The following is a 23156-nucleotide window of genomic DNA, read 5'->3' on the forward strand; positions in this document are numbered from 1 at the left end:
CCGGCAATTCCCGGTCAGGCCAGTTGCACACCCGGCTTCGTTACCAGCTTGAAATCTTCCTTGCCCGATTCACATACAGGGCAGCAATAACCGGCCGGCAGCTGCGCAAAAGCTGTTCCCTTCGGAATATCGTTGGCTGGTTCTCCAAAAGTCTCGTCGTATACCGAGAAACAGTGCTTGCATTGGTACACCTGTGCCTTGCGCTCGCTCACGGCAGGAGCTTCCTTCTTGGGCGCAGCGGCTTTTTCACTGGCAGAAATGGAGTTGAGTTGCTGGCGATAGTACTGTAAGATGGCCCGGCGTATCTGTTCGGTGAGCAGGAACTTCGGGTTATTCTGGCTGAACACCGTGCCGGTACGTTCGTTGGGGTTGAAGTCTTGCGCACACAAAATATCGTATACGAAAAACAATTCTATGCCCGCAATGCGCACCAATGGCCGGCGCCTCACGAGAATGCTACTGAACACCTCGCTTTTGCGGCGGGTCTTGATGCCGATACAAATACCGAAAGTGCGGGTGTCATCATTGTTCAGTTGACGCAACAGGTAATGCTTCAATTGCAACCCTTCCTGGCAGTTGTCCTCCACCTGGAAGTTGAGCTCATTGGCAGCATGGCGCACATTGATCTGGTGCTTGGCCAGCAGGTTGTTCCACAGGTGACGATCCTTTTCCGTAATGTTTTTTATGATCAGCGATTTCCAGGGGGTCGAGCACAGCAAACCGATCTTGGTCTGGAGACATAAGCGGCAAATATCTTTCAGGAACGAAATGCTGAACAGTTCATCCCTGCGGTAAATGCCGAGCCAGTATTTGTCGTGGTAGCGGTTCAGCCCTTCATAATAAGGCAGGTTGAACGAAGGTAGCCTGGCCGGCGCCCCGGCGGTTTTGGTGATATAACTTTCCCGGGTAACCAGTTTGAACAGCTCATCGCCATTGGCCTGCGCGTTGTCGTAGAATTGACCGGCATGCTCAAAGATCAATGCTTCTATATGCTTCGACATGCGCGCCACATCGTTGGTATACACCATTTCGCTCCATTCATAGATCACGTTGGTGCGTGGAAAGCGGATGAACAGGTGCCAGAAATGCTGGGCATCGGCAGAGGCTACCCAGTTTATATTACCGGTTAGCAACGGCGTAAAGCTCTGGTTGCTGTCGGAGATATTGATCTTCAGGCGCGGCTGATAATCGACCAGGTCGAAGATATCTTTGTACACACCCTCACTCAACCAGGTTTGGTTGATGAACACCTCTTCGGCAGGGTAGGAGCTCACCATATTGGGAAAGCGGTCGCCGTCCACTTCATAGTCCACGCCCAGCTGCAGCAATTCAGCCTGCAATAGGGCATAGTCTTCGTCGACCACGTCAAACAACAACTGCTGCCGCAAGCCAAAACGTACGTCGGTAATACCGGCTTTGCCGGCAGCGATCAGAATGTTCAGCAGGTCGCCGGGAGAAATGATGCCTCCCCGGAAATTGATCTTGATGGTATGGGTGTACTTCATGAGGTAAGTTCAGTTGGTTGAGCGATCAGCTCCAATTGTTTGTCAAGAATAGCCTGCACTTCAGGGCGGCAGCTGCCGCAACCGAGTCCGGCGCCGCTGCCCTGGCACAAGGCCTTCAGTTCGGTACAGCCTTCCCTGATCTTGTTCACGATATTGCCTTCGCCGACATTGCCGCAACTGCACACCAGTTTGCCGATCACTGCTTCGGCCTTCTTGCCCGAGCGCAGCAGCTGCAGGCGTTTATCACTCAGCTCCATCTTGTTCTGGATGAGGTCGCGGAATTCGAGGAACTCCGATTTATCGCCGATCAGGATAGCGCCTACCAGGCGGTCATTGTGAATGATACATTTCTTGTAGTATCGTTTCGCCTTGTCGATGAATACCACTTCTTCATAAGCGGGATCGGCAGGGCATTCGGCCAGTCCGAGCGACACCAGGTCGGTGCCATGCATCTTGAGAATATTCATCAGCAGCGAGCCATCGTAGAACTTAGAGATGTCACCGGCCAGGTAACGGGCCACGATATCGGCCTGTTGTTCTGCCGCAGCAGTAATTCCATAGAGAAATCCTTTGAATTCGGCAATCTCACCCACAGCAAACACATGCGGATCACTGGTGCGCAGGTATTCATCCACCACTACACCGCGTTTGCAATCCAGACCGCTGGCACGCGCCAGTTCAATATTGGGCACCGTACCGATCGCCATAACGATGGCCTGACAATTGATCATCAAACCACTCTTCAGGCGAATGCCTTCAATCTGGTGTGTACCCAGGAAACGTTCTATTTCATCATTGTAGTAAATGTCGATGCCTTTGTCGGTGAGCTCTTCATGCAACAACTGACTGCCCAGCGGATCCAGTTGGCGGTCCATAAGACGGGAGATACGTTGAATAACGACCACCTCTACATTCACTTCGCGCAAAGAAGCTGCCAGTTCTATGCCGAGCAGACCACCGCCAACGATCACCACCTTGCCATTCTCAGCCTTCACGTGGTGTTTGAAATTGTCGGCATCCACGCGGCTGCGCATCGTGAAGATGCCTTGTATCTCAGGAATGTCGCGCAGCATGGCAGCCCGGCTGCCCGTAGCCATCAGCAGCAGGTCGTAGTGATGCACCCGGCCATGGCTGTCGGTAACGGTTTTGGCGCCCCTGTCTACCTGCTCCACACTTACACCACGGTGCAGGGTGATATTATAATCATATTCTTCCTGGTCGGTCATCTTCACCAGCTGATGCCATTCTTGTGTGCCGCTGATATAATCGGGCAGCATCACCCGGTTATAGAACGGGAAATTCTCTTTGCTGAAGATCACGATCTCGTCCTCCGCATTCAGGGCCCTGTAGCTCCTTACAAAACCACAGGCGCCGGCGCCCGCACCGATCACGATGATCTTTTGTTTGGGCTTGCGATAGCGTTGAACCTGCACAGCGCTGAATTTGAAATCGGGCTCCTTGCTCTTGGGGTCGATCAGGTTATTGGTGAGGTTATTGGCGCGGTTGAGATCGCTGTTCAAAACCTTGCCCCAGTGCATGGGGAGGAAGACCACGCCGGGTTTGATATCGGTCGTGAGTTTTGCCTTTACCCTTACTTCTCCCCGGCGGCTATGGATCACTACCACTTCATTCTCCCGGATATTACGGGCGTCTGCATCATCGGGATGTATCTCGAGGAAAGATTCACCCATATGCTGTTTCAGCTTATTGACCTTGCCGGTCTTGCTCATCGTATGCCACTGGTCGCGGATACGCCCGGTCGTAAGGATCAACGGGAAATCGTCGTCGGGCAGTTCCGATTCATTGCCATCAGCTACCGTATGAATGATGGCCTTGCGGGAGGGCGTGTAAAATTGTTTGTCCGCAAATAGACGGGGTGTGCCATACCCATTGATCGCCTTGGTATAAGGCCATTGTACACTTCTCTTGTCCTTTAAAATATCGTAGTTAAGGTCGCTGATATCGATACGTGTGCCGGCGGTGAGGGCCGCATGCTCGCGATAGATGTCTGCAAATCCCGGATAATCGAAACCTTTATAACCCATCTTACGGGCAAAGCGGCAAATGATCTCCACATCGGGCAAAGCCTCACCCGGCGCGTCTACCACTTTTTGCAGGTAACTGATGCGGCGCTCGGAATTGGTCATCGTTCCTTCCTTCTCTGTCCACGCTGCCGCCGGCAAAACCACATCGGCATAAGCGAGCGTTTCAGGTTTATTGCTGATGTCCTGCACCACTACAAACTTCGCTTTCTTCAATCCCTCCTCGGCCAGCCTTACATCGGGCAAGCTGATGAGCGGATTCGTACAAACGATCCAGATCGCCTTGAGCCGCCCGTCGTTCAGCGCTTCAAACATTTCTGTAGCGGTGAGGCCCGGTTTCGGCGCAATCTTACCGCCACCCCAAAAGCGCTCTACCTCTTCCCGGTGTTGCGCATTCTGCAGGTCGCGGTGCGCCGGCAATAAGTTCGATAAGCCACCCACTTCACGGCCGCCCATGGCATTGGGCTGTCCCGTCAGGGAGAATGGCCCCGAGCCGGGCTTGCCGATATGCCCGGTGATCAGGTTGAGGTTGATCAGACTGAGGTTCTTGTTGACACCGATCACACTTTGGTTAAGGCCCATTGTCCACATCGTGAGGAAACCTTTGGCCTTGCCGATATAAGACGCTGCCAGACGGATATCCGATTCTTCTACGCCGCAGATCACGGCCGCTTCCGCCACACTGCGCTCGAATACGCTGTGGCGGTACTTCTCGTACCCCTCGGTATGCTGACTAACGAAACTATGGTCGATCTGGTCTTCTTCAATCAGGCAGCGGCCAATAGCATGGTGCAGCACCACATCGGTACCGGGATTCAACTGCAGGTGTACATTGGCCAGTGAACAGGTTTGTGTTTTCCGCGGGTCGCTCACGATGATCTTCAGGTTGGGGTTGGCAGCCCGCGCGGCTTCAACCCGGCGCCACAGGATGGGGTGGCACCACGCAGGGTTGGCGCCTGCCACCAGGATCACATCGGCCAGTTCAATATCATCGTAACAAATAGGTACACTGTCTTCACCAAGGGACATCTTATAACCCACCACAGCACTGCTCATACACAGGCGGGAATTGGTGTCGATATTGTTACTGCCGATAAACCCTTTAATGAGCTTGTTGAGCACATAATACTCTTCGGTAAGGCACTGACCCGAGGCATAAAAAGCCACTGAGTCAGGACCATACTTCTCGATAAAGGTTTTGAAAACGGCGGCGGTACGGTCAAGCGCATCGTCCCACGACACCCGTTGCCTGGGTTGGTGCCGGCTATAGCGCATTTCAGGATAAAGCAAGCGATCGCTGGTGTCCATTACGGTGTAATGCAGGTTCATGCCCTTGCTGCACAACATGCCCTTGTTCACCGGGTGCGAAGGATCGCCCTCTACCCGGATGCTGCCATTCTTCTCCTTGTGTACGACAATGCCACAGCCTACACCGCAATAACAACAGGTTGATTTGAAAGATTCAGTCATAAATTATATATCGGTTCCAATTCGTTGCACAACTAGTCCTTGCTCAAATACTACTTCAAAGGTTGCAGGGCCGGCGCCACTTCGGCTTTCGGCTCTTCCTTGCTCACCAGTCTATAGATCAAAATGATGACGCCTACCGCCAGTACACCGGTACCGAGGTAAAAGAAGGCATCCGCATAATTCATCGATTTAAACAAAAAGCCGATCAGCATCGCGCCCACATTACCGCCAGCGCCTACTATACCAGCTACACTGCCAATTGCTTTGGGATTGATGAAGGGTACAATGCTATAGGTGGCGCCATTCGCCATCTTGAGGCAAAGGCCAAAAAAGAACATGAGGGTGATCGCCAGCGTGAGGTTGCCAGCTTTAGCAAATAAAATGATGCCGACGCCTTCCAGCAGAAGCAGGATCGTAAGCAGGTTTACCTTGCCGGCAAAACCAAAACGGTTGCCCACCTTATCGCTCACGATGCCGCCCACGGCGCGGGCAAAGATGTTGAGCCAGCCAAAGATGCTGGCCATCAGTCCGGCCATGATGAGGCTTGCGCTGTATTCGTCATGGAAATAAGTAGCTGCAAAATTGTCGATCGTGATCTCTACACCAAAGCAGGCCGCGTAAGCGATCGTAAGGACCCAGGTACGGTAATCTTTCGCCGCGAGCAGAAAAGTATTTTCCTTCTTGCCGGTGTTGCGGTCGATCTCATCAAAATTGCCTTGTGGCGTATCCTTGGTATAACGATAATAGAGAAAAGCCATCACCAGCAGGAAGAATCCGGGAATAACCATCGCATAACGCCAGCTGTCTTCTTTACTTACCCAGCCAAAGCCTACTAAGCCCGCAGCGATCAGCGGCATGATGATCTGCGTGGCGCCGCCACCCGTATTGCCCCAGCCACCGGCTACCGCATTGGCCGTACCCTTGATATTGGGGGCAAACATCACGGAGGTATGGAACTGTGTCAATACGAACGAAGCACCGATCACGCCAATGGCCAGGCGGAAGATCAGGAAGCTCGTATAGCTGTTGGCCAGGCCGATCAGCATCACCGGAATAGAACATAGAACCAGCAGCACCGTATAGGTTCTGCGTGGACCCCAGGCGTCGCACAAACGGCCAACGATCAACCGCGCAATAATGGTGGCCGACACCGAAGCGATCCCGATATTCCCCTTTTGTGCCTTGGTAAGATGCAATTGTTCGCTTACCAGTGGCATCAGCGGAGCAATGCCAAACCAGGCAAAAAAACAGAAGAAGAACGTGAGCCAGGTAATGTGAAAGGTTTTCATCTGTACCCCTTTCAGCGAAAAGATGTTTAATGTCGAAAGCGGTTGATTGTTGGCCATAGTCAGTATTTAAATAAGTTCATTAAGCGTGAATGTCATCAATGGAAAACTTCTCGATCAGCAGGTTCAGCAGCCGGTCGTGAATACGGATATACTCCGGGTCATGTACGATCTCCTTTTTGTTGCGCGGCCTGGGCAAAGGCACGTCTACGATCTCGCGGATGGTGGCGGCCGGGCCGTTATTCATCACCACCACACGGTCCGATAAAAAGATCGCTTCTTCAATGTCATGGGTAACCATCACGATCGTCTTCTCCCGGTTATCGAGGTTCCAGAGCTTCAGCAGCTCCAGGTGCATATTGCTCTTGGTGAGCGCATCCAGCGCACCGAATGGTTCATCGAGCAATAGGATAGAGGGGTTGATGGCAAAAGCCCGTGCAATCGCCACCCGTTGTTTCATGCCGCCCGATAAATGCGCGGGCAGCTTGTCTTTGTGTGGCAACAGGTTCACCATTTTAAGGTTGTGCTCTACCAGTGCTTTCTTTTCGCTGGCCGACTTGCGCGGCAAAGCAGCATCAACCGCCTCATAGATGTTGCGGTACACGCTCAGCCAGGGCAGCAGCGAATAGTTCTGGAAAACGATGCCCCTGTCGGGCCCCGGTTGTGTAACTACCTGTCCATTGGCGATGACGGTGCCCTTGCTGGGCTTCACCATGCCGCTGATGGTGCCCATCAGCGTCGACTTGCCGCAACCCGAGTGGCCGATGAGGCTCACGATCTCACCTTTTTTGATGGTGAGTGAAATATCCTGAACGGCCGTATACAGGCCTTTGGCTGATTTGAAACTTACCGTAACATCCTTCACTTCGATGCAGTCCTGGTGCAGGGCCGGATTGATGATCTCCTGGTCGATCGCCGCCAGCTTATTGTCGGCAGCAGAAACGGGAAATTGACGCATACTGATCATTTTTGTAGGTTGATAATTGGTGTTGGCTGGTTTATTTATTGAGCATAGGAGAACCGCTTTTGCAGGCTCATAAAGAATTTATCCAGCAACAACCCCACGATACCGATGATGATGATCGCAACGAGGATCTTCGCCACGCTGCCACCATTAAACCCTTCTTCCCAAACAAAATACCCCAGACCGATACCGCCCGAAAGCATTTCGCCGGCAACGATCACCATCCAGGCCACGCCGATCGAGAGCCGCAATCCCGTAAGGATATGCGGCAGGCTGAAGGGTAATACGATGCGGGTTAAATATTTCCAGGCGGAGAAACCGAATGCTTTGCTCACGTTCTTATGATCCTGTGGGATATGCGAAACGCCAAAAGCGGCATTGATCAGCGTGGGCCACAAAGAGCAAATGAAGATCATGAAGATGCTGGCTTTGGGCGAATCCTGGAAGATCGCTAGTCCCAGCGGAAACCAGGCCAGGGGAGACACAGGACGCAGCAATTGCACCATAGGATTTATGATGTTCATGACCGCTTTGCTCGAGCCCATGAGGAGTCCGAGTGGAATGGCCACCAGGCTGCCCAGGCCGAAGCCCGTAGCTACCCGGCCCAGTGAGCTCAGTAATTTGGTGCCGATACCTTTATAGTCAGGGTCGTCCTGGAAGGGATTGTTCATCACTTCCTTAAACACGGCCCAGGTCATTTTAGGAGAAGGGATCTCATTTTTGGTGAGGCTGGCGATCAGTTCCCAGATGCCGCCCATCAACGCTATGCCTGCAGCGAAGTAGAGAATAGAGACCAGCGTTTTATAGGAGAATATGCTTTTCATACCTGTTGTTTTACGGTGATCATCTTTTGGTGGCTTTTAAATAGGCGCCCACGTTATTAGGATCGAATGAAATGTCGTAGTTCGTTTTAAAGGCCTGCATGTCGGGCTGTACCGGAACACTCATTTCTTTGGCTACTTCACTGAACACGTCATCCAGGATCAGCTTCTCGGCAATCCCTTTGTAGTCTGGGTCGGTCTTCAGCATGCCAAACCGTACATACTGCGCCAGGAACCAGATGCCATGCGACTTGTGCGGCGTGTTCACCACACCATTGTTGTAAAAGGTCATGTAATCGTCGCGGTATTTTTGAACGCCCAGTTCGCAGCCGATGTCATAAGAACCAGCCAGTCTAGCTTCTATCACCTGCAGGGGAGCATTCACGTAGTTGGGTTTGGTAAGCCAGCCAGCCGCTTTCTTGCGGTTGCTCATATTGTCGAGCCACTTGCAGGCTTCAATAACAGCCTTCATCACTTTCTTGAGGTCTTCTCTATCGGTAGCGGCAAAGTTGGCATTTACGACCAGCGCTTTTTCCGGGTGGTGTTTCCACAGGTCTTGCGTAGCCAGGTGGGTGAAGCCGATGTTCTGCGCGGCCGCCAGCCCGTTCCAGGGTTCGCCTACGCAATAGCCTTCCATATTGTCAACCCGCATATTCGCTACCATCTGCGGAGGAGGGATGGTGATGATGCCTACGGATTTTTGATTGATGCCGGCCGCTGCCATCCAGTAGCGCAGCCATATATCGTGCGTACCGCCAGGGAAGGTCATAGCGAAGGTCACTTCCTTCCTGCCTTGTACGTTCTTCACGGCCGCCGCCGCCTTGTTCACTTCGCGGAAACCGGTAAGTCCGCAGAAATCTTTGGAGAGGGTGATAGCCTGACCATTATTGTTAAGCACCATCGCGATCTTCATTTCCGCCCCGGCTTTACCGCCGATGCCGGTGTATACCGAGAAGGGCATGGAAAAAAGGCAATGGGCGCCATCGAGTTCGCCATTCAGTATTTTATCGCGCACATTGGCCCAGGAGGCCTCTTTCGATAACTCAACGTCTACGCCATACTTGGCAAACAAACCCAGTTCCTTTGCTGCCACCAAAGGGGCGCAGTCGGTGAGGGGAATAAACCCCAGGCGGATCTTACGGGCAGGAGTAGGTAGTTTAAAAGAACTTACGCCCGAGAATAAGACCACCAGGCCGATGAATAGAATAGTATGTTTTATAATACGGTTCATGTTGTTGCATTTTTTCATCCTGAATCTTGTTTTCTTCGCAGCAGTGGTTGATTACTGCTTAATGGCTACCGGCTTGGTAAAGAAAAAGTCGGGCCTGATGTTCAGCATCGCGTAAAACCAGGTGCCTGTGCGGCGATACGTATCAGCCACTGCATCGGTAGTAGCTTGTCCTTTTGCAAAGGCCATGCTGCTGGTAGCTTTCATCACAGAATAACCCAGTTCGATATTGGTAAACTTGTTCAGGTTGTAATTCAGTAGAAAATCCACTTCTGTGCCGAGGTTTTTGTCGATCACGCTGCCATCGGCTTTCTTCATATCCTTGTTAAGCCAAAAGCCATGAACATCTACACCGGCACTCCAGGCATTGGCAGTATATTTCAGCTTGCCATACAGGTTCTGCAAACCACCTGCGGGCGAACCGGTACCTACGTAGAAATAATCCATATAACCCCAGTGGCGGTGAGGTGTACCATATAAAGGATCAAATCGGTTGTTTTTGCCGGAAGGGTTCACCGCATCATTGCCAGAGAGAACATCATAACCGGGTCCGATGCTCCATTTGCCTTTTTGATACAGACCGGAGATCGTATAGTGATAGGCATCGAGCGAAACTCCATCGCGGTCCTTGCCCGATTGCGCATAATACGCAGCCTGCAGGGCGATCTTACCAAAGCCCGAAGCATTGCCGAGGGTATGGTTGATCATCAGTCCATAAGTAAATCGGCTGCTGGTGCCGCTATAGTCGAACGCATCTTCTTTTCCGGAAGCGGCGAAACGCCGTCCGTAAACGTAACCACCATTGGAGGTTACAGAATCAGTTTTGTATTTGCCAAAATTGTCGTTGAAGAAAAGAGCAGAGAATTTGGTCTGGTTGAACTTACGGCTGATATACAGGCTCGTAAATGATTTGTAATCCTGGGTCGCAGCATTGGTGCTGGGCGGATTGGCGAAAACAGGGGCGCCACTCTTCACGCTGTTGTTGGCAAGGCTGCCGCCAGCAGTAAGTGGTATAAGGCCGGCCGGGGTAGGCACGAGGGTGCCGGCAGAATTCTTGATATATGCAGGCACATTGCCGGGAACATAGGACGTGCCCGTGGTGCCAAAGGCATCGGTGTTTTGATTAAAGGCATAGCCGGCATCTACCTGCCATCCTTTGTGTAGTAATTTTACCAGCACCATGTCATGACGACGGCCCTGTTGCAGCCAATCGAGGTTGCCGATCAGGCGCACATCATCATATACCAGTTCCTGGCGGCCGATCTTCACCGATAGCTGATCTACTAATTTGAATTTGATAGTCGTGTCCGCCTTGTTGGCGAGCACAATGTCGGCCCAGCCTTCATGCAGCATCAGCCGGTTGCCATCGGCATTGGAAATGGACGAAGCATCCTGACCCCATACACGTACATCCTGGATCGAAACGCCAAAGGTTACGCGATCCCATTTGTAACCGAAATTGAGGCGGGTGCGTTGAGAAGTGAAAACAGCTGTTTTTGACCCTACCGGAACCAGGTTGCCCAGTCCATTACGTACCTCGGTGCGGGTACGCAATTGCCCATTCAGGGTAAACTGGCCCCGTGTAACGAGGCTGCATAGGCCCAGACAAACAAAAAGGGTGCATTTTGCAATGAAATTCTTCATAGCTTTGTTTTGGTTTTAGATTGTTTGCGATTTAAGATCATTGCCCGTGTGCGACGCCAATCTGCACGGGCTTTTTTATTGGTAGCGGGTCATGTAAGCAGTTAGGTCATGACCCAATAACAATCATTCTTCCACGCCAATGTATACCAGTCCGTTCTCCACTTTCACAGGATAGGTCTTGATCACATAGTCATCGCCACTTAAACATTCACCCGAACGCAGCGAGAAGGTTTTCTTGTGAAAAGGACAGGCTACTTTAGGCTCCTCTTCGTGCGAACCGATCATGCCGCGGCTCAAAGCCATTTGCTGACGGTGCGGACAAAGGTTTTGAGTGGCATACCATTCTTCTCTGCGGGTAAAGTGGAACAAAGCGATCTGTTCGTCTTTGTACTTCACGCATACACCGCCGTTCTCCGGAACGTCTTCCACGCGGCAGGCGGTAAACCAGGTCATTGTTTGATCGAGTGTGAGCATAATTGTAAAGTTTGGTCAATAAGGGCCTTGTACCCGGTCCCGCACAGGTTGCGGGACGGTACTAAGTAGGCTAGCTGGCAATCATTAGAGGAATAATATGTAAAAGCACTGCGGCAGGAGGGACATCAAAGGAAGCCGCAGGCGATGGCAATCACATTATTTCCATTCAGTGGCTCGTTTCTGACTTCTCATGGGTTGAAATTGAATGGTAGGATCTTTTTCTTCCGGTGCGTTGACGAAATGGTTGAAGCGTTTGCGCAGCGCAGGATCATCCACCACCTCTTTCCATTCGCACTTGTAGTTGTCTACCAGTAACTGCATTTCTGCTTCCAGTTGATCGGCAATGCCCAGACTGTCATTTATAACCACATTCTTCAGGTAGGAAATGCCGCCTTCCATTTTGTTGAGCCAGGTGGCTGTTCTTGTCAATGGATCGGCAGTCTTTATATAGAACATGAGAAAACGATCGATGTATTTGAGGCAGGTAGCGCTGTCCACATCGGTAGCCAGCAACAACGCATGTTGTGGTTTTGAACCGCCGTTACCGCATACATAAAGGTTCCAGCCCTTCTCGGTAGCAATGATGCCAAAGTCCTTCGACTGTGCTTCGGCACATTCGCGGATACAACCCGACACGGCCGACTTCAATTTATGGGGAGCGCGCAGGCCACGGTACCTTTCTTCGATCTCGATGGCGAAGCTGACGCTGTCGTGCAAACCGAATCGGCACCAGGTGCTGCCAACGCAACTCTTCACCGTACGCAGGGCCTTGCCATAAGCATGGCCGCTCTCAAAACCAGCCGCGATCAGTTCTTCCCAGATAGCCGGCAGGTCACTCACGTGTGCACCGAAAAGATCGATACGTTGACCACCGGTGATCTTGGTGTAGAGATTGTATTTCACGGCTACCTGGCCGATCACGATGAGCTTTTCAGGCGTGATCTCACCGCCCGGAATACGGGGCACTACCGAGTACGTGCCGCCTTTTTGAATATTGGCGAGGTAACGGTCGTTGGAGTCTTGTGCAGTGGCATTGCCCTTTTGCAGGATCATCTCATTCCACAAGCTGGCAATGATAGAAGCAACCGCAGGCTTACAGGTCTCGCAGCCATCGCCCTTGCCCAATTTGTCCAGCACAGCGTCGAAGCTCTTCAGTTCGTGCACTTTTACAAGGTCAAACAGCTCCTGGCGGCTATAGGAAAAATGTTCGCACAAAACATTGCGTACATATTTACCGGTGGCTTTCAATGTATGGTTCACCAGGTCTTTCACCATGGGTACACAACCACCGCAACCCGTACCGGCCTTGGTGCATTTCTTCACGGCATCGAGGGTTTCGCATCCTTTCTCGCTCACCGCCTGGCAAATGTCGAGTTTGCTGATGCTTTCGCAGCTGCAAATAAGTGCATCATCAGGCAGGCTGGTAACACCGGCGCCACCTTCCACAGCACCGCCGCGGGCGCCCAGGATCACATCTTCCGGATTGGGAGGTAAAACGACTTTATTCTTACAGGTCTGCAACAACATATTGTATTGGTCGGCATCTCCTACGAGGATACCGCCCAGCAAATGCTTGCCGTCCTGACTGATGTTGATTCTTTTGTAAACGCCTTTGAGGGTGTCTTCCCATACAATGGTGCGACCGTCTTTGTTAGATACAAAGGGATCACCAAAGCTGGCAACATCCACACCGATCAGCTTGAGCTTGGTGCTCATGTCAAAACCGGTAAAGGACTTGGCGCCGCCGCAGAGATTGGCAGCTACCACATCGGCCATATCGTAGCCGGGAGCCACGAGGCCATAGATCATGCCTTTGTGCAAGGCACATTCTCCGATAGCGAATATATAGGGATCGTTTGTTTCGAGATGGTCGTTCACGACGATACCGCCGCGATGTCCTGTTTCCAGACCGCTGAGCTTAGCCAGCTCATCCCGGGGTTTGATACCCGCAGAGATCACGAGCATATCCACGTCGATCTTCGTGTTGTCGGCAAACTCCATGGCGGTGATGCGGTCATCACCCAAAATGGCGGTGGTATTGGTGTTGGTGCGAATGTGCAGACCAAGCGATTCAAGTTTGGTGCGAAGCGTGTTGGAACCGGCATCGTCAATCTGCCGGGGCATGAGACGGGGGGCAAATTCGATCACCTGCGTGTCGGTAATACCCAGGTCGAGCATCGCCTTGGCAGCTTCCAGACCAAGCAGGCCACCGCCGATCACCGCGCCTTTCCTGGCATGGCGGGCATAATCGGTCATCATCTCCAGGTCCTCGATAGTGCGGTAAATGAATACGCCCTCTTTTTCGACGCCGGGGATAGGTGGCACAAAAGCAGCCGATCCGGTAGCAAGCACCAGGTAATCGTAGCTTTCGGTGATACCCTTAAATGAATGTACTGTCTTGTGAACACGGTCGATACTTTGAACTGGATCGCCCAGGTGGAGCGCAATACCATTGTCGACATACCATTTGGCAGGAGCGAGTGTCAGTTCGTCTGCTGATTTGCCGGCAAAGTATTCGCTGAGGTGCACCCTGTCGTAAGCAGGCCTCATTTCTTCCCCGAATACTACCAGTTCAAAAGACTGGGTCCCTTTCTTGGCGAGCAGTTTTTCGCAAAACTTGTAGCCCACCATTCCATTACCAATAATGACGATTTTCATTGCAGTGCCCTGATTTTAAGTGTTAAATGGCAACTAACAAACAAGCATTAGAAAAAGATACATATAAGACTATGGCAAGAAATCGTCAAAGAACTATGTGAAATGTGTTACTTATGTCATAAATTTAGGAATAATTAATGATTGATACAAAGAAAAATATTTCACGGAACATATAAATAATTAAACGATATATGTCAATCCCTCAATTAACCCTTGTTGGAGCTGGACCCGGAGATCCGGAATTGATAACCCTGAAGGCCGTAAAAACCCTTCAGCAGGCTGATGTAATATTATATGATGCCCTCGCCAACGACGCCCTGCTTCAATATGCCCGCCCCGGCGCCATTACCCGATTTGTAGGCAAAAGATATGGCTGCCACGCCCTTTCTCAACAGGAGATCAACCACCTCATCATAGAAATGGCACAAAGGCACGGGCATGTAGTGCGCCTGAAGGGCGGTGATCCCTTCGTGTTTGGCCGGGCCCAGGAAGAGATCGAAGCTGCCCGCGCCGTCGGCATCCCGGTAGCCGTAGTGCCCGGCATTTCCAGTGCCCTGGCCGTACCCGCCAGTCAGATGGTCCCGTTAACCTGTCGCGGTATCAACGAAAGCTTTTGGGTAACTACCGGCACTACCCAATCAGGTGAGATATCTGCCGATATCAAACTGGCCGCCCAGTCATCCGCCACAGTTATAATATTAATGGCCATGAGCAAGCTCGAAACGATCATGGACATCTTTGCCGCCAACGGAAAGGCCGAAACGCCCGTCGCCATCATCCAGGAGGGAACCACCACCCGCCAAAAAATGGTAACAGGTACAGTAAGGGACATTGCCTTCAAAGCCCAATATGCGGGCCTGGGCAATCCGTCCATTATTGTAGTAGGAGAGGTGGTGAGCCTGCAGGCATCCAACATAAAAGCGCAGGTACAGCACGAGCTGCTGCGGGTATCCGCAAGATGATTTATCTTCACGGCCTATGAAGCTGGTTAAGACTACTTGTGATCAACAGAGCTGTTTCCTGTGCAAGCGTTGTTTAAAAGAATGGATCCCGGCCATCGAGGCCAATAAGAAAAGCTATCAGTTTAAGAAAGGGGAAATCATCTTCCACGAAGGTGAGCCCGTAACCGGCATCTATTTCCTGTACGACGGAAAAGCCAAAGTGCACAAGAAATGGGGGGAAGAAAAAGAACTCAACATACGTTTTGCCCGCAAAGGCGACATCATCGGTCACCGTGGACTGGGCAAGGAAACCACTTACCCCGTATCTGCCACAGCACTCGAAACCTGTACCGTCTGCTTCATCGATCTGGCATTCTTTAAGACCACCCTCAAAGTCAATACCGATTTCACCTACGACCTGCTGATGTTTTATGCCGAAGAGCTGCAGGAATCGGAGAAGCGCATGCGCAACCTGGCCCACATGCCGGTAAAAGGCCGCATCGCCTACGCCTTTTTAATATTAAAGGAGAAGTTTGGCCTCACCCCCGAAGGGTTCATCAATATATCCCTCACCAGGCAGGATATAGCCTCCTATGCCGGTACTACCTACGAAACAGTATTTCGGATCGTCACCGAACTCACGCAGTCCAACATCATCACCATCGATAATAAGGACATCACCATCCTCGATGAAGAGGCCCTGCGCCGCATCATGCAGGAAGCAGAGAACGGCGCCTAGTTACCTTGCCTTCATCATCTCATTTGCCCCGCTCGTCTACACATAAACAACGAACGGGAACTTAGCGCTACATTGCAGCCATGAACACCCGCTCCAGCTACATGGGCCCCGGATTGCACATCGCTATATGGGCAGTCGTGTTCACGGTGCCCGCCATCGTGTTCCACAGCATCGCTGTCGACACCGGTTTGCCTCCATCGTTCTTTATCCTGGGCAATCTCTACCATATCGGGCTGTTCTATTTCAACGCATATTACCTGTATCCCAGGCTGCTCACCCGCCGCTATTGGCCACTCTATATAGTGGCGCTGGCCATTGTGGTCATAGCCTCTTATTTGATCAAGACTTTGCTCATATACTGGTTTGCCCGCAATATCCTGGTGCATGGCTTAAATCCCTATGTGCTGTTTTTTCCACCCATTCCGTTCCTGGTGGCCTCGGTCATTTACCGCCTCATTTACGATCGCATCAGGGCCGATAAGGCCAAGAGAGAAGCGGAGGCAGAAAGGTTGTCCACCGAACTAAAGCTTCTGCGCTCGCAGGTGAGCCCGCATTTTCTATTCAATGTATTGACCAATATGGTTTCCCTGGCCCGGCAACGATCTCCCTTGCTCGAGCCTGCACTCATCCGCCTGTCGGATATGATGCGGTATATGCTTTATGAAACCAATGGCGAACGCTTTCCACTCGATAAGGAAGTGGAGTACCTGCGCAACTACATAGAACTGCAGCAGATGCGTTTTGGAGAAGATGTGGAACTGCTCACCACCATCGACGTGGATGCACAACCCTATACCATCGAACCCATGTTACTCATTCCCTTTGTGGAGAACGCCTTCAAGCATGGCATAGGGTTGGTAGATCACGCTTATATACACATCAGTCTGGTGGTGAAGGAAGGTAAACTGGAGTTCCGCGTTCTCAATAACTACAATGGCGGCAACCGGTCCAAAGATGCCGTGTCCGGCATCGGGCTGGCCAACGTTCGCAACCGGCTGCAGTTATTATATGGAGAAAAGCATAACTTGACAATACAGGATCATGGATCCATATACGATATAACCCTAAAGCTGGTACTCTCATGATGAAGTGTATTGCGGTAGATGACGAAAAACTGGTACTCGACCTCCTGGTCGATAATATACAGCAGATGCCTTACCTGCAACTGGTAAAGCGTTGCCGCAATGCGATGGAAGCAGCTGAAGCCCTGCATGCCCATGATGTTGATCTGATCTTTCTCGATATTCAAATGCCGGGATTAAATGGATTGCAGTTCCTGCAATCATTGAAGCATCCGCCCAAGGTGATCCTGATTACGGCATACCCCGAATATGCCATCGAAGGATTCAACCTCGATGTGGTCGATTACCTGTTGAAGCCAGTGTCGTTCGAACGTTTCCTGAAAGCCTGCAACAAGGCATTGGAGCTTCACCGGCTGCAGCAAAAGCCTGTAGCGAAAGAAGACCTGCCCGATTATTTTTTCGTGTACGTGGAGTACATACAGGTAAAAGTGTCCATCCCGGCTATCGTCTATATCGAAGGGATGAAAGACTATGTGAAGATATACCTCGATAATACCACGAAGCCTGTCATCACCAAAATAAGCCTCAAAGCCATACAGGAAAAGCTCGCTGGTTTCCGTTTTGCACGCACGCATAAGTCCTACATCGTTGCAGCCGATAAAGTAACAGCTGTTAAACGCGATCTCGTTTGCCTGGGTGGGCTAGAGCTTCCCCTCAGTGAAAGCTACAAAGCAGCAGTCGGCGACATGCTGACACTCTAAGCGCGGTCTCCTCATCTCCCTGTTTGGTCTACACCTTTCCTGCAACATATCTATTCTACGGTGGCCGCTCCGGTCCGTGCTGATACTTTTGGGTCCTATTTATCACGCAAAAGGAATCAGCCATGCCATCCACCTGCAGCATCATCCCGCTTATACTGTTCCTGTTCGTTGGCGTACAACTACAGGGCCAGACAAGCCTGCGCGGCCGCCTGTCAAATGCACAAGGACAGCCAGTGGTCGCCGCCAGCATCCAGGTAAAGCAGGGCCGCTCCGGCGCCACCACCGACTCGGCCGGATGCTTCAGGCTGCCATTGAGCACCAGCGGTAACGTGATACTGAAAATATCGTCGGTGGGTTATAGATCAAAAGATACGCTGGTCAATACACTCGATACAGCCTTGCTGGAGATCGTGCTGGAAGAAGCAGGCGTCAACCTGGGTGAAGTCGTGGTAGTAGGCGCCGGCACATTTGAAGCGAGCGATAAGGCGAAAGGCGCCTCGCTCACACCCATCGATGCTGTAACCGTGGCGGGCAATGGAGGCGACATCGCCAATGCATTACGATCGCTGCCCGGGGCCCAACAGATAGGGGAGACCGAAGGCTTATTGGTAAGGGGCGGCGCCGGCAATGAAGCAAAGCAATTTGTCGATGGAGCACTACTGCCGCACCCCAACTTCTCTGCCATACCCGGCATCCCACAGCCCGCCCGCCTCAATCCATTTTTGTTTAAGGGAATCCTCTTCAGTACAGGTGGCTACTCTGCCTTGTACGGCCAGGCCATGAGCAGCGCCCTCGTACTGGAAACGGTCGACCTGCCCGATCAGTCATCCGCCAGTGTGCAGTTGTTTCCTATGATGGTGGGCGCTGGCATTCAGCAACTGTCCCGTGATCATAAAAGCAGCTACGGCGTCAATGCCCGCTATGGCAATTCAACAGGCTACAACAAACTCATCGATGCAAGGCCCGATTTTACGCACGGTCCGGAATATGCCAGCGGTGATGCCAACTTTCGCATAAAGACAGGCAAGGCAGGCATGCTGAAGTTCTATACCAACTACGGATACAATCATACCGGCATCAACAATCCCGATGCCGACAGTGCCGGCTGGTGGAACAGCTACGTCCTGAAAGGCATCAACAGTTACAGTAATCTGTCCTGGCGCAGCCCCGTGGGCACGGGCTGGAAAATAGAGGCCGTTCTCGCTTATAATTATTACAAGGAAGATGTGTACCATCAACTACTGGATGCAAAGAAATCCCCTGTCGTTTTACCTGGTGATTGGGCGGCTAAAAAGAATGCTGTCCATCATACCCGGAGCGATCTCGCGCAGGCGCGCACGGTCCTGAGCAGAACTTACCGCCGTCGGCAGGCCCTCCGGGTCGGTGCCGAATACTTCTACGCCAAAGATGGATACCGCGTCGATGATACGGCACAAAGCCTGCAGGATCACCTCGTCGCCTTATTCGCAGAAACCGATCTCTACATCATCCGCAACCTGGCGTTTAAGGTCGGATTGCGTACCGAATCCTCCACCTTGCTGCAGCAGCTCAATTGGGCGCCGCGCATCGGCCTTGCCTATCGCTTCAAAGAAGGCGGACAGCTCAATGCAGCTTATGGCATCTTTTACCAGAAGCCCGAAAACAGGTACCTCCTGCAACAGGAGGCACTGACATATACCCGGTCCGATCATTTTATCCTTAATTACCAATACAAATTCAGCAACCGCCTCCTGCGTCTGGAAGCCTACTATAAAAAATATTACGACCTCATCACCACCACGCCCGGGGCGAAGAATGAAGGCGACGGATACGCAAAAGGGGTAGAACTGTTCTTTCGCGATAAGCGCACTTTCAAAAATGTCGATTACTGGGTCTCCTACACCTACCTCGATACCAAAAGGCAATACCTGGATTATCCCGCACGGTTGCAGCCGGCATTCGCCACACCACATACTGTATCGTTGGCGGTGAAGCGCTTCTTTCGGCAACTCAACCTGAGCGCCAATGGCAGCTTCACCTGGGCCACCGGCCGGCCTTATTATAACCTGCAAAAGGATGCTACCGGTACTGCTTATGTATTTGATCAGGGAACAACCAATCAGTATGCGGCACTCAACCTGAGCTTTGCCTACCTCTTCACGATGTTCAAAGGATGGAAGAACAAAGACTTCTCTGGAATTGGCTTTGGTATGAACAATGTATTCGGCAGGCAACAGGTGTTTGGGTACAACTACAGTTTCGATGGATTGACCAAACTGCCCGTCACCCAACCCGCGCTGCGCACCTGGTATGCCGGACTCTTCATGAGTTTTGGCATCGATCGCCGCGATGACCTTATCAATGAAAATCTATAACAAACCATAAAAACAGAAAAGTATGAAAAGATCACTCCCTGTATGGCTCATAGCTAGTCTGATGACAATAGGCGCAATAGCGCAGGACAAAACAGAAGCATCCCTGCAGGCGGCAGTGGGAAAACTCGATAACGCCACCACGGCCAAAGAGTATCAGCAACTGGCCACCGAGTTTGCCGCCATTGCCCGCCAGTCGCCCACATCCTGGCTGGCCTGGTATTATGCCGCGTACAGTAATGCGAAAACTGGTTGGCTGTATGAAAATGACGGCGATAAAATAGAACCCTTTGCCAGGCTGGCCGAAGAGCAGGGCAAAAAAGCGCTCGCGCTGCTCGATACCGCCCGGCAAAAAGAGGAGACCTCCGAATTGTATTGTGTGCTCAGCATGGCCAACCGTGCCTGGGTATTCATCAATCCCATGAGTTATGGGCGCAAATACGGACCCATCGCAGGACAGTATGTACAGAAAGCGAAAGCAGCGAACCCCGCCAATCCCCGGGCGCTTTACCTCGAAGGCTGGGAGAAATATGCAACGCCCAAAATGTGGGGTGGCGATAAAAAGAAAGCAAAGGAGTTGCTGGAGCACGCACAGCAAGAGTTAACGGCCCGGTCGGCTACCGGCAATGCACCACACTGGGGAAAGCGGGAAGTAGAAGAGCTGTTGTCGAAACTTAAGTAAAAGGGTGGGGCGGAAGCCCCACACCTATTCAATCATCTTTAAATCATGCGTTATGCCATTCGTATTCATCATCCTGCTACGCATACTGTTTGTAGCGTGCATGGTATTCATCATCGGTTATGTATTCGGAGGATTCTCAAAAAAGCCCGCGTTGGTAACCATCACCAAAGTAGCCGTCATTATGGCCATCCTCCTGTTTATTACCACGAACTTCCTGTCGATGCGGGCCGGATTCCGGCACCAGCGCTATGGACAGCAGGCGGATTGCGGCTGGTACCAGCGCGATTCGGTCAATGCGCCGCACCATTGATCAGGCGGCCAGGACAAACTCCGATAACAGGAACTCGATCCTGATGGAACTGCCTTCGGAGGAAGAGTCTATATGCACTGTTCCTCCGAAAGGTTCCATGCGCTGGGAAAGCCCCCGTAAGCCTAAGCTGCCGCCTGCCTGCAACGAGGCCGGGTCAAACCCCTTGCCATTGTCTTCAACAGTAATGGAGAACATATCCCGGAAGAAGGAGAGCTGCACGATCACTGCAGAAGCATTGGCATGTTTGATTACATTGTTTAGCAGCTCCTGGATCGTATGAAAGGTGAGCAATTCAAAATGATACTTGAAACGTTCTGGCTGTCCATGCGATTGAAACGAAACAGAAAGCTGATGATTGCGCCCGATCTTGTCGCAATAAGCCTGCACCGCATCTCGGAGGCCCTTATCCTGTAAAATGACTGGCTGTAGATTATGGGCCGCTTCGCGGATGGAAGCGGTGGCATCCTTCAGCAGGCCCAGGGATTCCCGGTAAGGTGCCAGTGCAGATAGATGACCTTGTTGTATACCAAGCGCATCCATCTTGAGTCGCGCAGCCGATACGGCACTGGCAACGCCATCATGCAGGTAGCGCGCTATGCGGCCTCTTTCTCTTTCTTCACCTTCCATCATCGCCTGCATAACCCGCAGATCATATTCCCGTTGTAAGGTCAATAATTTTTGCTGTTGCAGCAGTCTTTGCTGGCGGTAGTAGAACCAGCCGACTGCGCCGGTGATGAGTACTACCAAAGTGATACACGCCCAGATGAGGGTCCAGGTATCCTTTTGTTTCAGGGCCAGGTCACGCTGCGCAATAGCCAGCTGTTGCTCTCCGATGGCTTTGTCTTTTTGCAGGGTCCGGAATCTCGTTTCAAGCGTGTTGACCTGGTTGGTCACTTCTTCATTGCGCAGGCTGTCGCTGTACAACTGGTATTTTTGGAAGGCATCGAGACTGGCAGCCTTCATGCCCAAAGAAGTATACACGATGGTGAGGTAGTCATAAGCGCGCTGCAGGTTTTGTTTTTGATGAATGGGAGTGGCAATGGCGACCGATTTCAGTAGATATTCCTTGGCGCGTGCATATTGCTTCAGCCCCTTATACGCTTTGGCAAAACCCAGGTAGATGCCGCTAAGGTAATAGGGATCGCCCGATCGAATGGCCAGGGACTCCGCTACACGCAGGTAATTCAGGGCCGGGTCGTACTGGTTGAAATTACACAGGTCGTCCGATAGGTTCAACCTCGTCAGGTACCTGCCCACCAGATATTCCTTCCGGTCGCTCAGGTGCATGGCAGCCTGCGTGGTTTCAAGAAATGCAGGCCTGCGGCCGAGCGTCTTATAACTGACCGCTTTGGCGATGAGCGCAATCACCACACGAACAGTATCCTTGTTCTGCCGGGCAATAGCTTCCGCTTTATCGATGTATTGTAAAGATTTCGCCGGCTGATCCAGCTTTTGAAAGATCGTGCCGATATTACAGTATACCGGAGCCAGTAGGTGGCGTGTTGACGTTTTTTCCAACAGCGAGGCTGCCTTCAGATAGCCGTCCATGGCTTCCTGCAGCAAGCCCTGGAAATTGTACAGGTTGGCCATATTGTTATAAACCTTCCCCAATTCAATATCGTTGTGCAATTTTTCGAAATATGGGATTGCCCGGGTGAAGAGTATCTTGGCGCTGTCGTACAGCCCGCGGTCCGATAAGATCATGCCTTTGAGTAAGTGCGACCTTGCGATGCCATACGGATAGTCGAGTCCCGTGCTCATCTCGTAAGTTCGTTCAAGCAACCGCAATGAACTGTCTCCCTCCACATCCATCAGATCGTAGCAGTAAGCGAGCAGGTGATTGATGGAGGCTGTATCATTCCTGATATCGGCTGTCTGCGCCCGGTATTTGTCGTGCACAGCTTGCGGAGTTTGGGCATTAGCTGGAGGTAAAGTAATAATACAGGCCAACAGCAGCACTAAACTGCAGCAACCGGGTCGCACGGCTATCAGCAAATGGAATGGGCGCATAGCGTGCAAATTAAAAAAGCCGCTTCGCCCGGCGAGCTCCACCGCTTGCCGTTCATCCGCTTTCGGCATTTTGGCGGTCTGAACGACCTGATAGGGGCGCTGAAATGCCTTATTCAATAGTTCGATTACAACCTTCTGTCAAAGGTCTTATGTCTAACAGCGCAGTAGGTCGCCCTGCTGCGCTGTTACCTTATCTGTAAGGCATTTCGCTATTGATCTGGTACAAAATCGGTAAGCACTTTTTTACC

At 51.7% G+C, this 23156-nt stretch carries 17 protein-coding genes; 7 read left to right on the forward strand and 10 right to left on the reverse strand.

From position 1 onward, the window contains the following. Positions 1-14 precede the first annotated feature (14 nt). From P2H89_RS06445 to nirB, 9 genes are all read right to left on the reverse strand, one after another. A complete protein-coding gene (locus P2H89_RS06445) occupies positions 15-1505 on the reverse strand; it encodes a rubredoxin (RefSeq protein WP_275825758.1) in 1491 nt (496 codons plus the stop codon). Next, on the reverse strand, positions 1502-5017 hold the full coding sequence (locus P2H89_RS06450; protein WP_275825759.1) for a nitrate reductase: 3516 nt from the start codon (positions 5015-5017) through the stop codon (positions 1502-1504). The genes P2H89_RS06445 and P2H89_RS06450 overlap by 4 nt, the downstream gene beginning before the upstream one ends. Positions 5018-5067: 50 nt before the next feature. Then, positions 5068-6363, reverse strand: coding sequence for a NarK family nitrate/nitrite MFS transporter (locus P2H89_RS06455; RefSeq protein WP_275825760.1), 1296 nt, complete (start codon positions 6361-6363; stop codon positions 5068-5070). Positions 6364-6385: 22 nt separating this feature from the next. Then, the gene (locus P2H89_RS06460; RefSeq protein ID WP_275825761.1) at positions 6386-7261 is read right to left on the reverse strand and encodes an ABC transporter ATP-binding protein; all 876 of its coding nucleotides are present in this window, start codon (positions 7259-7261) and stop codon (positions 6386-6388) included. Between the two features lie 44 nt (positions 7262-7305). Further along, on the reverse strand, positions 7306-8091 hold the full coding sequence (gene ntrB / locus P2H89_RS06465) for a nitrate ABC transporter permease (RefSeq protein WP_275825762.1): 786 nt from the start codon (positions 8089-8091) through the stop codon (positions 7306-7308). Positions 8092-8110: 19 nt separating this feature from the next. Continuing rightward, positions 8111-9319 (reverse strand): CmpA/NrtA family ABC transporter substrate-binding protein, encoded by a 1209-nt coding sequence (locus P2H89_RS06470; RefSeq protein WP_275825763.1) that lies wholly within the window; start codon positions 9317-9319, stop codon positions 8111-8113. A 51-nt stretch (positions 9320-9370) separates the two neighbouring features. Beyond that, positions 9371-10960, reverse strand: coding sequence for an alginate export family protein (locus tag P2H89_RS06475; RefSeq protein ID WP_275825764.1), 1590 nt, complete (start codon positions 10958-10960; stop codon positions 9371-9373). A gap of 123 nt (positions 10961-11083) precedes the next feature. Then, complete coding sequence (gene nirD / locus P2H89_RS06480) at positions 11084-11434, reverse strand: nitrite reductase small subunit NirD (RefSeq protein WP_275825765.1); 351 nt, start codon at positions 11432-11434, stop codon at positions 11084-11086. Positions 11435-11590: 156 nt separating this feature from the next. Further along, complete coding sequence (gene nirB / locus P2H89_RS06485; RefSeq protein WP_275825766.1) at positions 11591-14092, reverse strand: nitrite reductase large subunit NirB; 2502 nt, start codon at positions 14090-14092, stop codon at positions 11591-11593. 191 nt (positions 14093-14283) lie between these two features. Between nirB and cobA the strand changes: the two genes are divergently transcribed. The 7 genes from cobA (at position 14284) to P2H89_RS06520 (ending at position 20898) form a co-directional block, all read left to right on the forward strand. Next, entirely contained in the window at positions 14284-15054 is a 771-nt protein-coding gene (gene cobA / locus P2H89_RS06490; RefSeq protein WP_275825767.1) for a uroporphyrinogen-III C-methyltransferase, read from the forward strand. A gap of 16 nt (positions 15055-15070) precedes the next feature. Further along, the gene (locus P2H89_RS06495) at positions 15071-15772 is read left to right on the forward strand and encodes a Crp/Fnr family transcriptional regulator (RefSeq protein ID WP_275825768.1); all 702 of its coding nucleotides are present in this window, start codon (positions 15071-15073) and stop codon (positions 15770-15772) included. 80 nt (positions 15773-15852) lie between these two features. Then, complete coding sequence (locus tag P2H89_RS06500) at positions 15853-16857, forward strand: histidine kinase (RefSeq protein WP_275825769.1); 1005 nt, start codon at positions 15853-15855, stop codon at positions 16855-16857. After that, complete coding sequence (locus P2H89_RS06505) at positions 16854-17555, forward strand: response regulator transcription factor (protein WP_275825770.1); 702 nt, start codon at positions 16854-16856, stop codon at positions 17553-17555. Before P2H89_RS06500 ends, P2H89_RS06505 begins: the two co-directional genes overlap by 4 nt. Positions 17556-17677: 122 nt before the next feature. Then, on the forward strand, positions 17678-19909 hold the full coding sequence (locus P2H89_RS06510; RefSeq protein ID WP_275825771.1) for a TonB-dependent receptor: 2232 nt from the start codon (positions 17678-17680) through the stop codon (positions 19907-19909). Between the two features lie 22 nt (positions 19910-19931). After that, positions 19932-20588 (forward strand): hypothetical protein, encoded by a 657-nt coding sequence (locus P2H89_RS06515; RefSeq protein WP_275825772.1) that lies wholly within the window; start codon positions 19932-19934, stop codon positions 20586-20588. A gap of 52 nt (positions 20589-20640) precedes the next feature. After that, a complete protein-coding gene (locus P2H89_RS06520; protein WP_275825773.1) occupies positions 20641-20898 on the forward strand; it encodes a hypothetical protein in 258 nt (85 codons plus the stop codon). On the opposite strand, the gene P2H89_RS06525 is transcribed toward P2H89_RS06520, so the two are convergent. Next, positions 20899-22908 (reverse strand): tetratricopeptide repeat-containing sensor histidine kinase, encoded by a 2010-nt coding sequence (locus P2H89_RS06525; RefSeq protein WP_275825774.1) that lies wholly within the window; start codon positions 22906-22908, stop codon positions 20899-20901. Between the last annotated feature and the right edge of the window lie 248 nt (positions 22909-23156).

The sequence above is a fragment of the Paraflavitalea sp. CAU 1676 genome, from assembly GCF_029223285.1.
GTDB lineage: Bacteria > Bacteroidota > Bacteroidia > Chitinophagales > Chitinophagaceae > Paraflavitalea.